The sequence below is a fragment of the Bdellovibrio bacteriovorus str. Tiberius genome (genome assembly GCF_000317895.1).
In the GTDB taxonomy this organism is placed as follows: Bacteria; Bdellovibrionota; Bdellovibrionia; order Bdellovibrionales; family Bdellovibrionaceae; genus Bdellovibrio; species Bdellovibrio bacteriovorus_F.
In genome coordinates this window covers 695684-708476 of the sequence record NC_019567.1, presented here as the reverse complement: position 1 = coordinate 708476, position 12793 = coordinate 695684, and the positions used below count along the sequence as shown (strand labels likewise).

9 protein-coding genes are annotated in these 12793 nt (G+C 53.1%); 3 read left to right on the top strand and 6 right to left on the bottom strand.

Annotation, left to right across the window (positions count from 1 at the left end; translation table 11 throughout):
- Positions 1 to 8 precede the first annotated feature (8 nt).
- On the bottom strand, positions 9 to 5888 hold the full coding sequence (locus BDT_RS03460) for a beta strand repeat-containing protein (RefSeq protein WP_015089875.1): 5880 nt from the start codon (positions 5886 to 5888) through the stop codon (positions 9 to 11).
- The gene (locus BDT_RS03455; RefSeq protein ID WP_011163285.1) at positions 5881 to 6132 is read right to left on the bottom strand and encodes a hypothetical protein; all 252 of its coding nucleotides are present in this window, start codon (positions 6130 to 6132) and stop codon (positions 5881 to 5883) included. The genes BDT_RS03460 and BDT_RS03455 overlap by 8 nt, the downstream gene beginning before the upstream one ends.
- Before the next feature lie 286 nt (positions 6133 to 6418).
- Between BDT_RS03455 and BDT_RS03450 the strand changes: the two genes are divergently transcribed.
- Both BDT_RS03450 and BDT_RS03445 read left to right on the top strand, forming a co-directional pair.
- The gene (locus BDT_RS03450; protein ID WP_015089873.1) at positions 6419 to 7135 is read left to right on the top strand and encodes a TIGR02147 family protein; all 717 of its coding nucleotides are present in this window, start codon (positions 6419 to 6421) and stop codon (positions 7133 to 7135) included.
- On the top strand, positions 7132 to 7977 hold the full coding sequence (locus BDT_RS03445; RefSeq protein ID WP_015089872.1) for a hypothetical protein: 846 nt from the start codon (positions 7132 to 7134) through the stop codon (positions 7975 to 7977). The genes BDT_RS03450 and BDT_RS03445 overlap by 4 nt, the downstream gene beginning before the upstream one ends.
- Positions 7978 to 8004: 27 nt before the next feature.
- Here BDT_RS03445 and BDT_RS03440 read toward each other — a convergent pair whose 3' ends face one another.
- The 3 genes from BDT_RS03440 to rfaE1 all read right to left on the bottom strand — a co-directional run bounded on the left by BDT_RS03440 (position 8005) and on the right by rfaE1 (position 10109).
- On the bottom strand, positions 8005 to 8484 hold the full coding sequence (locus BDT_RS03440) for an FKBP-type peptidyl-prolyl cis-trans isomerase (protein WP_015089871.1): 480 nt from the start codon (positions 8482 to 8484) through the stop codon (positions 8005 to 8007).
- 207 nt (positions 8485 to 8691) lie between these two features.
- Positions 8692 to 9069: a DOPA 4,5-dioxygenase family protein gene (locus BDT_RS03435; RefSeq protein WP_015089870.1), complete on the bottom strand. Its 378-nt coding sequence runs from the start codon at positions 9067 to 9069 to the stop codon at positions 8692 to 8694.
- An 11-nt stretch (positions 9070 to 9080) separates the two neighbouring features.
- The gene (gene rfaE1 / locus BDT_RS03430) at positions 9081 to 10109 is read right to left on the bottom strand and encodes a D-glycero-beta-D-manno-heptose-7-phosphate kinase (RefSeq protein WP_015089869.1); all 1029 of its coding nucleotides are present in this window, start codon (positions 10107 to 10109) and stop codon (positions 9081 to 9083) included.
- Between the two features lie 116 nt (positions 10110 to 10225).
- Between rfaE1 and BDT_RS03425 the strand changes: the two genes are divergently transcribed.
- On the top strand, positions 10226 to 11137 hold the full coding sequence (locus BDT_RS03425; RefSeq protein WP_015089868.1) for an alpha-ketoglutarate-dependent dioxygenase AlkB: 912 nt from the start codon (positions 10226 to 10228) through the stop codon (positions 11135 to 11137).
- On the opposite strand, the gene BDT_RS03420 is transcribed toward BDT_RS03425, so the two are convergent.
- Positions 11138 to 12766, bottom strand: a complete 1629-nt coding sequence (locus BDT_RS03420; RefSeq protein WP_015089867.1) for a hypothetical protein — start codon at positions 12764 to 12766, stop codon at positions 11138 to 11140.
- Between the last annotated feature and the right edge of the window lie 27 nt (positions 12767 to 12793).

Here is a 12793-nt window from a genome sequence, read left to right as displayed (position 1 = left end):
CCTGCCACTTAGTTAAAGCCTTCAACCCACGAAACATAGACAACTGTTCCCACCTTCATAAAGGAATAGATCACATGCCCCACACCCGGTGTGGCATTGGCGGGCTGGTAACGGAACGTCGAACCTGAATTCGTGAAACTGCAGGCACCCGTGTGTGTGTTATTTTGTACGGCGATGGTGTACGTCGCACCTTCCGCCATGTTCACCAGATCCCACGAAGTTCCAGAACAGCCCGTCGAAGTGTGCTGGAAATTTCCGAGTGAAAGATCGAAGCTCATCGGGCTTAAGTCATTCACCTGAGCCGAAGCGATCGTTCCATTGACCTTCAGTTTTACGTCCGGATCACCAGCCACGCCAATTCCGACATTCCCCGAAGAATAAGCCGTAAGAACTTTGGTGTTATTGGTAAACAAAGCCACTTGTCTTACTCCATTAGATCCAAGAACAACAGTATTGGAAACACCGCTGGCACTGCTGTTCCCCCAGCCCACGAAACCTTCCGGCCCACCACTGCTATTAAAGAACTCGACTGAGCTTACTCCGCTGCCGCTATTGTTCTGAACGCTGATCGGCCCCTGCCCCGAAGAGTTGTTCGTTACGGTCAAATTGCGATCCGCAACTGTGGTGCCGATGGCCACCTTGCCCGCGTTATAGTAGATGTCGGAACCCGAGACTCCCCACTGGCTGGTGGGAATGTTCGTGTTACAAATGATCGAACTGGTCCCATCCGAAGTACACATCTTGTTCGCCGTGATCCCTGAGACCCCCACCAGCGGCACATTTCCAGAAACTGCCCCCGTGTCTCTTGTACCGGCAGATCCGATGCCCAAACTTGTCCGGGCCGATCCCGCGCTGGTAGCGCCGGTACCGCCGTTGGCAATGGACAAAGTCCCCGTCACATCTGACGACAAAGCCACCAGTGCGTTCACCCAGGTTGAGCCATTGTAACGAATATGTTGACCTGCCAAGGGCGAGGTTACAGTGGCAGCAAACTTGCCATTGAAGTTGTCATAGTCCGTTTTACTGATCAGACCCGCTGTCACGGTGGCTGTCGACGCCATCGGAATATTCAAAGTATGCGTGCTGGTGGCCGAACTGAAGGCCGGGGCTGTTCCCGCAGTACCAATTGCAAATGTCTGCGTTGCCGCAGTCAAACCACCCAGTGAAGTGATGCCTCCTGCCGCGGGAGTCGTCCACGAAAGTGTGCCTGATCCATTCGTCGTCAGAACCTGATTGGCACTGCCATCTGCTCCGGGCAAAGTGTAAGTGATGTTGTTCCCGGAAGCCGGTGCCCTGAATCCTGAATAACCAGAAGTTGCTCCTGATGTTCTGATTTCGCCTTTCACATCCAACGCGGAGCCCGGAGCTACCGTGCCGATACCGACGTTACCAGCGTAGTCAATTCTCATGCGCTCCAAGGCCGTGGAACTTCCCACCGGGCCCGTATAGAAAAGCATGTTCGTCGGCGTATTGGTTGCTGTGAAATTCTGATGGGCAGTGACGTTGATACCCGCCGCCGGCCGGAAGCCAGTAGCATATCCCGAATACCAAAGTCTTCCGATGATCGTTCCTGCCGTTGTTGCTGTCGGAGAAGCTTTGGTGCCACCCGCATTTTGAATCCACAGCCCCACGGCCCCCGCGCCACCATAGTCTGTGATCTGCATCTTGGTGGAATATCCGGAAAAGTTATCCGGGCTTTCAACACTCAGGCTTACGTTGTCATCGGAAGTCCCCGAAACGGTCATCCCAGTAGCACCGAGCCTCATTCTTTCAACACCCGCCGTAGCTAAACCAAGCGTGTCGGCCGCCGCACCGAACATACCGGTGTTGGTGTCACCAACCAGAGCGTAACCCGGAGCCGCGGCGGTTCCCGCAACCGCTTTCAAGGTGCCGGTCATATTCACTGTACCGTCAGCTTTGAAATCGCCCGCACCAGCACTGGGCGTGTACCAGCTTAAATTCCCCGAAGCATCGGACTGCAGGGATTGCCCCGCTGTCGGCACCGCCGCTGGCCAGGTCAGATTGTAACTGGCGGCCAAAGCCGTCGGTGCTTTTAAATATACTTTCTCTGGCCCCGATGAGTCTTTGAAGTAAATCCCTTTGGTCGCATCAAAGGTCAAATCCCCGGTCATAGTGTCTCCAGCGTCATTCACCGGAGTGTACCCCAAGGCCGTCGTCACATTTCCTGAAGTGATATTCGCCCCAGGCGCCTGGCAGACAAAGCCAGTTGCTGTCCAAGTCGGAACATGGCTCGTGGTCGCACAGGCGAAGTTGTAGAACTTGCCAGTGCTGTCTTTCATGGCAAACGAAGTCGTTGCGGTGTTCACTCCCGTGAAATCCAGATCCGCGCCGACAATCGTGCCATTGGCAATCTTGGCCGACGTCACCGCATTTGCCGCAATTGTCGCTGCTACTGACCCGGGACCTGTGGCCGTGACGTCACCGGTCAGGGCTGTCACATAATTTCCTGCAGCCTGCTTTGCAGCGAAAGAGTCATAATCTGTTTTGGAAATAAGCCCCGCGGTCACCGATGCCGTAGAAGCCATTGGAATATTCAATGTGTGTGTGCTGGTCGCTGAACTAAATGCCGGCGCATTTCCACTGGTGCCGATCGCAAAAGTCTGTGTCCCTGCTGTCAATCCGCCCAGGGACGTGATTCCGCCAGCTGCGGGGCTGGTCCACGACAGCGTGCCGGAACCATTGGTGGTCAAAACCTGGTTATTGGTGCCGTCAGCGCTGGGAAGAGTATAAGTGATATTATTTCCGGATGCGGGAGCTCTAAAGCCCGTATAGCCGGAGGTTGTTCCTGATGTTCTGATCTCACCTTTCACTTCCAAGGCAGAACCCGGAGTTAAGGTGCCGATACCGACATTTCCAGAAGGCAAAAGCACCATCCGGTCTACATTGGGCGACCAGCCATTACTTAAGGTGATATTTCCGGCGTTAGCATGAAGTCTTAAACCACCAGAATTGACTGTATCAGAATACAGCATCAATGAATCGGCCCATGCCGGATGATTGCTATACCCATCAGACAAAGCTGTCAGTCCTCCAGTGGCCCCATCACCCTCAATGAAAAGACCGCTTTCAGTGTCCCCACCCGAAACTGTATCTTTAACAACAAGAAACGAACTGGGCCCCTGCACCGTCATCCCGGAGCCATCAAGCCTCATCCTCTCAACACCGGCAGTGGAAAATCCTAGAGCATCCGCCGCCGCACCGAACATGCCCGTGTTGGTGTCTCCAACAAAAGTGTAGCCTGGAGCTGCCGCCGAGCCGACCACGGCCTTTAACGGCCCCGTCATGTTCACCGTGCCATCTGCTTTAAAGTCCCCCGAAGCCGCCGCCTGACAGACAAAGCCCGCCACGGTCCACGTTGGAACGTGGCCAGTCGTCGCGCACGCGAAATTAAAGAACTTGCCGGTGCCGTCTTTCATTGCAAACGAAGTCGTCGCCGTGTTGACTCCGGTAAAGTCCATATCCGCACCAACTATAGTGCCATTGGCGATCTTCGCCGAAGTCACCGCGTCTGCGGCGATTGTTGCCGCCGCAGAACCAGGTCCCGCCGCCGTCACATCCCCGGTCAACGCGGTCACGTAATTTCCTGCGGCCTGCTTTGCTGCAAAGGCATCGTAGTCTGTTTTGCTTAAAAGACCCGCGGTCACACTCGCGGCAGAAGCCATCGGGATATTCAAGGTGTGCGTGTCTGAAGCCGAACTCCACGCTGGCGAGGTGCCGGTCGCACCAATGGCCAAGGACTGCGAATTCCCCGATTGCCCGCCAAAGGAAGTGATACCGGAACCGGCAATGCCCAGCGCTTGGGCCGCTGACCCATTCCAGATTTTCACTTGATTGGCGTCACTGTTAAACCAGGCATAACCTTTGTGGGTCGCATTCAAAGTCCCCACCAAAGTGGCTTCCTGCGCATTGGAGTAAGTTCCCAAACCCAGGACGCCAGTCATGGTGCCACCACTGCGCTGCAAAGCACCTGTGATGCGGGCATCATCCCCCGCAGCCACGCTGCCAGCGCCCGTGCCGACGTTCACACCCAAAGCTCCGGAGGAATAAGTCAACGGCCCATTCACCGTCACCGCAGAATAAGATCCCGCCCCATTACGCTGAACGATTCCCGTGGTCACCATAGAAAGCAAATCGGTGGCGAAAATGTCGCCCCATTTAACTCCGGCAGCTTCGGCGCTGTCGGCGATCAACGCCTTGCCGTCGGAACCCACCGCCATACGCAGGTTGGCCGTTCCATCATGCACAAGCACATCCCCTTTGGTGGTTAACGGAGACAACGCACCGAAGGCCGCTGTCGCTGTGGTTTGTCCCGTACCACCTTTGGCAATCGGCACCGTATTCAGAGTGATGGCGTTATAAGTCCCGGTGACATCGCCGCCAAAGTTGGTCGCTGTTCCCAGCTTCGCCGCGAAAGCCGCATAGTCGGCGTTGCTCAGTAAACCCGCCGTCACCGAACCCGTCGCGGCCATAGGAATATTCAAAGTGTGAGTGTCAGAACCCGAAGACCAGGCAGGAGCCGTGCCCACGGTGCCGGTCGCAAACGCTTGCGCACCACCCGTCTGACCACCAATGCTGGTGATCCCGGAACCTGCAACACCCAAAGCCTGCACAGTCGTTCCATTCCAGAATTTCACCTGATGAGCTTCACTGTTGTACCAAGTGTAACCTTTGTGAGCGGCTGAAAGTCCGCCTGTCAAAGTGGCTTCTTGCGCATTCGTGTATGTTCCCAAACCCAACGCGCGCTGCGGGCTCATCAAAACATAGCCTGTTGCAGTCACGTCGTTAGAACCCATGTTCAAGGCGCCGGCCATGGTGTCGCCGTTTTTACTGACGGCATCAGTGATCCCGTACCCTGCCAAGTTCGTAGGTTTCCCCGTGGTGATCTTGGCCCAATCCAAAGCCGGGACATCCGCCGCCACCAAGGCGCCGTTGATCCAGGCTCCGCTCTCAAAGCGCAGGAAGTGGCCGTCAGCCAAAGCCGTTGTATTCACCGCCGTGCCTTTGATCTTATCAACGGTGTTTGCGCCCACGGACCCACTGACGTCACCCGCCAGAGTCGGCGCTGATGGCAACCCGGCCCAAGTGCCGTCTCCACGAAGATACGTGGTGGCATCCGCCGTCCCTGTGGGATTCATCACTGCCAAAGGTCCCAGGCCCAGGTTTGTCCGAGCACCCGCGGCGGTGCTGGCCCCGGTTCCACCGTTACCCACAGCCACAACCCCGGTCACATTGCCGGCGGTGGTTGCCGTGGGGGCCACGTAAGTCCCCGCCAGAATATCGGCCATCATGGTGCTGCCAAACCAGGACTCTGCTGCTGCTTGAGTCAACCCGCTTGGCGTATTCACGTTAATAAAGTCGGCACTGGCTTTGCCATTCAGAGCTTCCGCACTTCCTGCAGTTTCAGAATGCACAGCCAACGGAGCCGACCGCATATTAAAGTCAGCAGTGATACCCAGGCTGCTGACCACGACGCGCAGTTTGCGACTGTCAGTCGCCAGCGGCGTGTAATCGGTAAATCCATTTGAACACGTCAGACTGGTTTTAGGCTTGTCGTTAAAGACGTCTTTAAAGCTTAAAGTCGGCTGAGCGGTTTTACTCCCGCGCCCGACGACAAGATAAAGATAACCCTTTTCAATTTGCACACCCGAGTGCATTTCTTCCCACAGAATGCAGGAATTGCCATCGCTGCGAACACCCAGGATCTGCACCACCACATTGGAGGTCACAGTGGGAAACGCGGGACTGGAGGGATTGGAGTTGTCCTTGATCACCCCCTGAAAGGTGATCCCTTTGTTGCCATTGGTTTGTGCCAAAGCCACGGACGAAAACAACAACAGATTCAAAATCAGAATTTTGGATCTATTCATAAGCGATAACTCCTTCTACAACGTAGTTCCCGCTATTCCGTCTTTCCGTTGTTTCTGCAATTTGACCTTGAACTTGATAATGGCCTGATACGGCCAATTCTGTATTTTGATAGTCTTTGTCGTGACGGACAGCTGCGGGCGCCGGCAGCACCTGCTGGTTCAAGTCACTGATGTTGGCCTCCAGCGAACATCCACTGGCAGAAAACATCAGAACTGACATTGTTAAAGTCACAACCCAAAACATCCCTGACTCCGTCGTAAAACGTACTGCATTCAAATCTATAGAAAGGTTCGGGTTTTTCTCAGTGTTGCTCTATTTCGTCGCCACATTATGTTGTAGAAATGCATTTAAAACGGAGCTGAGAACGAACTGAGAAGCCTTTCGTCCAGCCCTCAAATCCGCTCCCCAAGCGCATCGCAACGCACAATGTGGCTCGCGTTAAAGCCACAATTCCACGCTTCATTTCACTTTTTTGTTTTAAAGCGAATCATAGTCATGAATTAATTGCTCCATGACAGTCCAACAGTTTATGCAGTTACAGTTAAAAAAACGTCAGGAGAAGAATCCCAAATTCTCTCTGAGATCCTTTGCCCGCTTGCTAAAGACGGACCCCAGCTCTTTATCCAAAGTGTTAAACGGTCTGCGCATCCCTTCAGATGAAACCGTCGAAAAGTGGGTGGACTGCATGAAGCTCACGCCGGAAGAAACTGAACAGCTTAAGGGCGTCGTGAATGGCGCCAATTCGTTCAACCCGCTGAATTCAGAGTTCTTTGAATCCACCTACAGCTGGGTTCACCCGATTCTGCTGGAAACGCTGAAGTTGCCTAATGCCACCCGCAACATGTCGGCGCTGGCGGATCTTTTCGGCATGACAGAAGAACAGATCCAAAAGACCATCGAGTATCTGGAAAGTCATAAAATTCTGCACAGAAGCACTGATAACGGAAACTACCTGCCTTCAAATCTGACCACTGTCACCATTCCCTACACCACCGAACTGCGCCGGGGCCTGCAGAAAAAATATCTGGAGATGGCACAAAAAGCCCTGGAAGAAGTGCCCATGGAAAAACGCGACAACAGCACTCTGACCGTCGCCATTCATACCGACGATATTCCCGCCATTAAAGACATCATCCGCGAAGCCCGCCACCGCATTCACCGCCTGGCTGAAAAAAGAAGACATCAACTGAATGCCGTCTATAACTTCAGCAGCGCCCTGTATCCTGTTAAAGAGGAGATTCTATGAAACTGATTTTGTCTTTCCTGCTGATCGGAATGCTTTCCCCGGTGTGGGCCTCGCCGCTGAACGACGGTCAGGAAACCAACGGCGGTGACCCTTTTGTTGCAGAGTTTTTGATTGCCCTGGATTCGGCTCTGGAACGGCTGCCTTTGAATCTGCCGTTGGAAAACGGTGCTGCGATCAAACGTGAAGTTCTGGATCAGGCAAGACTGTCAGTGGTGTTTTCTTCCGTCGAGTCCCTGACACTGGATGGGCGCGAAGTCGCCGCCGTCAACCAGCCTCTGGCCATTCCTCCAAAGATCGTCATGTCGCGAACGGCCTGGAAAAAGTTGAACGAAAAACAAAGGACTTTGCTGGTCCTGCACGAACTGCTGCCAATCGTGGGAATCTTTGACGAAGACTATAGAAACTCCACCGCCCTTTGGCAGCTGCTTCAGCCAGAAAATCCCATTACGGTTTCAGCCATGGAGACAGCTATTGTCCGCTGTGATCGCGAGATGATCGGGTCAGTTTCAGAATCACGCTTCAACAGAATGATCGCCAGACCTGAAATCGACGCCCTGATCCTAAAGTCTTTGGATCATGAGTGTCCGGCCTTCATTGAAAAGATGAACGACTGGAAGATCAGCATGGATCTGTGCATTGGTTCGCTCAGTCTGACCAACTGGTTCTTAAGAAGTCACATTCGAAGTGTCCCTGCCGCTGTTGAAATCCTGAAAACGCTGCGTTCTCAAGGTGTGCCCACCTTCAAAGTCTGCGCTCACAAGGTCAACAACAGCTGCGAGCAGGTCAGGAAAATGGGCCCTCCCTACCAGACCGAATTGGGCCCAGCCATGGGCTGCGAATAAAGAAAGGGCGCACAGCGCCCTTTCGTATCAGTGAAGAGTCATGCCATCATCCTCGTCCGGCAGCGATTCGCGAATTTCCTCCGGAGTCGCTTCCCGAACTTCCAAAGCTTCAATTTCGAAAATCAGATCCTGCCCGGCCAAGGGATGATTGCCATCCAGGGTGATTTGATCCGGCGACAGCTTTGTGACTCGGAATTTTTCAGCCTTATGACCTTCTCTGGCGAAGATCACACTTTCCCCCAGACGCAGCTTGCGGCCGCCCACCAGGGAATCACGGGAGATCTCTAAAACCTTGGAAGTGTCATAGTAACCGTAGGCCTCTTCGGCCCTGACAGCGATCTGTCGTTTTTCACCCTTGCGGATGTTCGTCAAACCCTTCGAAAGAGCCTGAAGCTGATCTTCAGCTCCATTCAAAGAAGTCAGCACATCACGATTGTAGGTCGAACTGATGACCTTACCCAGCTTGTTTTTAAGAACACAGTGAAACGATACAATCTGAACGTTCATAGCATGTCCTTTGTTGGCGAAACATTGTTGGGACGAAATCACCTGTGGTTCAGTATCGGTAGTTACCAGGAAACGAATATCGAGTATCAGCGTACAGAATCGAGTATCATTTTAAGACGAGCAGCCAAAGACTTCCGTGCTGCCTGAGCCCCAGTATAACATCATGAGGCCCCAGTACCAGTCCGAAAATCAAAAAAAACCAGAAGATCACTTAAATCTGTCGTATTTGAGCTCAACAGCCGGACCCAGCCACATGGCAGCCTGGGTATGGTCATACAAGTCATCCCCGGTCAATTCATGGACCAGGACCGAAAGATCCCCGCGCTCATGCATAAGCCACAGGACCACTTCCGTAAAATGCTCTTTGGGAAAATTGATTTCAAACATAGGGACCGGATGCGGCCCGATGGCTTCCGGAATCATTTCGCCGACGAAGACTTTTTTGCCTTCAAACATGCGAATGGCCTCGTCGCGAAGATGCTCCGCTTTGGTGAGGCTGGCACTTTCAAAGTAAATATGGGCATCAAACTCGCGAGGAAAACCCACCGGCAAAAGCTTGCTGTTCACAGTATAAGTCTTTTGCATGGCAGGCTCCGTTAGTGCGCAGTTTGGATGTATTCCTTCAGTTCCGGGATTTCGCAAGGCACGCAGCCCACTTTACCCACCACCACACCGGCGGCATAGTTCGCCAGCATGCAGGAATGAACCAAAGACAAGCCCGAAACCAGCCCCAAGGAAAGAGCCGCAATGACCGTATCACCCGCACCCGTCACGTCAAAGACCTTGCGGGCATAGGTTGGAACTTCGGTGATCTCATCACCAGAAACGATGGTCATGCCGTCTTTACCACGAGTCAGAACGACATCTTTGGCACCGGTCAGTTTTTGCAAGGCGCGTGCGACATCCACTACCTTGTTCGGGTTGTCACGCAGATCATCGAAATCCATGCCCGTCAATACAACCGCTTCATCGTAATTGGGCTTGATCAGGTCCACACCCTGATAGAAGGAACCGTGGTTGTTGCGATGTGGATCAACCATCAGTTTTTTGCCGTGCTTTTTACAGATCGCAGAAACCTTTTCAACCACGTTGCGGGAAATCACACCCTTGGCGTAATCCTCAATCACCACGCAGTCTGCTTTAGCCACATTCTTTTCAACAGTCTCAATCAGGCGGGCTTCGGCTTCAGCAGAAAGATATTTGCGCAGTTCATAGTCCACACGCACCAAGTGATGGTGTTTGGCCATCACCCGGGTTTTACGTGTGGTGGGACGAGCCTTGTCGACGATCATGTAGTCCCAGCTGACACCACTTTTCGTGAACAGCTCACGCAGAAGGTTCGCACCAGTGTCATCACCCACAACAGAAACCAGCATGGCTTCCCCGCCAAGGCTTGCCACGTTTTGAGCCACGTTGGCAGCAAGCCCCAGGCGCATGTCTTCTTCTTCCACTTCCAGAACCGGGACCGGTGCTTCGGGGCTGATACGGCGGACTTGGCCCATGACATATTCGTCCAGACCCACATCGCCGATGATGAGGATTTTTTTGCCTTTTAGGAAAGGAATCTGATTTAGAAGAAGTTCTTTTTCCTGAGGACCCACGGAGGCCTTTACGGGTGTTGTCATTTTTTCATTCTCCCGGAGCAATTGAGCTTCCCTTGTAGCCCAAAAAGGCCCGGCCTGTCACCCCCAAAACCCCGCACTTGGCGGCCCCGGGGGCCTCGTGATAGAACCCATGACCTATGTTTAAACCCAAAGGCAGATTCCCATCCAAACCCGCCCCGCGTTCCGCGAGCACAGGCCCGAAAAAAGGCGGCAATGACGGCGGCGAAAAGTCCCTGCCCTATGGATTGATCTATAAGCAGAACTATATCTCGGCGAGGGAAAAGGCCGAGATTATGGCCTATCTGAAAACGCTTTATCCGATCTGGGAAATGCGTTATTCCAAAAACAACCCACCGCCGGAAAACCAAAAGCAACGCCCTCTTCTGCGCCCTGTATACTGGCTGGGAAACTGGCAGTTTGCCTGCCTGAACTATTATCATCCTCCAAAAGGCATCTACAACCGCTGTGTCACTGCTGAAGGATATCCACCGATTTTGGAATATCTGATCCAAAAGATCGAAGCCCTGGTCCATGACACCTATGCACCCCGGGATATTCCACGCGGCTGGCATTTGAACACCTGCCTGATCAACTATTACGGCGATCAGATTGGTGAAGACGGTAAAAAAAATGACTGCGCCCGCGTGGGCGAGCACAAGGATTTTGAGCCGGGCCCGGTGGCGTCGATTTCTTTCGGGGAACGTGCTTTCTTCCAGTTTGTTTCAAGCCAGGGCACGGAATCCAAATCCAATGCCGTCTTTCAACAATGGCTGGAAGACTGTTCGCTGCAGATTTTTGGCGGGGATAAATTCAAGAAACATCTTTTCCACCGTGTTCAGCGCGTGGACCGCAAGTCCGGGGATTCATTCCCGTTGAACGAGATTTCAAATTTTGAAACCCGCCGGATCAACTTCACCTTCCGCTATGTGCCGGACGAGCACATCACTCCGTTCCACCGCCTGTCGGCTGAGGCAAAAGAGGATGTGCAGGGCTATATGGAAAAGCTCGCCGAGCATTCGGATTACTTCAAAGAAGAGCTGTCGAAATAATTAAAGGGCCACCGGCCACGAGGCCACAAGCAGGGGCTTGCCCTTGCTTTGATCGATGCGCACTCTCAGGTTCTGATTCAACCAGCGCACGATCATCTCTTGTTCAGATCCGGTCATGTCCTTGTTGAAGAAACGGAAATCAAACTGCGACAACGGCAGACTCAAGTTCATGGATTTGGTTTTGCCCTTGGCATTTTCCACTTCCAAACTGACAGTCACAAAGCCCTGTTTTTTACCCGGCTCTTCCACTTCAAACTTCACGCTGGAGCCGGAATCAAAGAACCCCGTCCATTCCTCGTCAGAAAGATCCATTTCCAGTTTCTGTTCTGTCATTTTGAAGTTCGGGGAATGCGACAAAACATACGATTGGAACAGCGACGTCAAAGCACTCCAGTCATAAGGAACAGGCAGCGTGCAGTGCACTCCTTGAGGCAGCTCCACCACGCGGATGTTTTTACTGTCAACTTTCAATTCCTTGTTCAAAAGCATCTGGGCATTCACATCATAAGGAACGGCCGGATCCTGCTCGGTGGCGTAAATCATCACCGGCTCTTCCACTTGTTTGTAGTAGCGCCAGAAATCATTCAGCTCCCAGAAATGAATGCTGTCTTCCTGACCCGGTGGCAGTTTAACCGCATTCACATAAGAAAGCCCGCCGTGATAAGTGCGCGCGATCTCGGAAATGGCTTTGCTCAGGAAAGAAAAATTGTCGTAGGTGACCAGTGACGGGATTTTCTGTTCAAGGCCCTTCAGGCGCTGACGGCTCCACAAATCCACAAAGGCGGACTTCACTCCACTGTGGGTCAGGGATTCCATCGTCGAGCGCAGATTCACCACCGGGCACAGGGCTGTGAAACTGTTAATCAGCGGGCCACGCTTCGGTGAATTGTATTTGTTAAGCAGCGAGGAATAAAGCACACCGTGACCGCCCAGGCTGACGCCGAACACGTGCACGCTGTCCACCATCTGCGACAGGGGTTCGATTGGATCCTGCAGCAAGCGCGCAATCAGGATATTCTGAATGCCTTCATCGTAACCCCCGAATGAGAATCGGCTGTTATTGGCAACAAAGTCCGGGCTCGACATGTTTTCAAGCATCAATACATTGAAGGGTGATTGTTCAAACAGCATCATCAACCAGGCACGCTCTGGCTTGAAGTCTTCGACATTCGAAAAAATCCCCAGGCGCACGATCACAAGCGGGCGGCGTTTCATATCGCCTTTCAGCCCCAGCAGACCTTTTAGCTTTACGTTGCCCGGCAGATTCACCACCACCCGGCGCAGAAAAGGATGTCCTTGCGGATCATACTTCATCGTCATCATCCGGCGCAGATTGATCAGCGAACTGTTGTCTCCGGTTTCAAGTTCAGAGCGGCAGTCTTGAAAATACTTCTGTACCAGGCCCCCTTGCAACTGGGCTGACTTTTGAACCCGCGAATCCTGCATGCGTGCGGCCCAAACTTCAGGCGCACAGCTTGACGACATCAGCTTGGGTTCACCGGTGGGAATCCAACTGATGACATTCGTCATGATAAAATTCAGAGGTTCCGGATAACGCCCCGGGCTGTCACCCAGTAGCGGAGAATCCTCTGCCGGGAAGCTGATACGGGAGCTTTGGAACTGCTCCATGAAAGCTCTTTGCGGGCTTTGGGCATA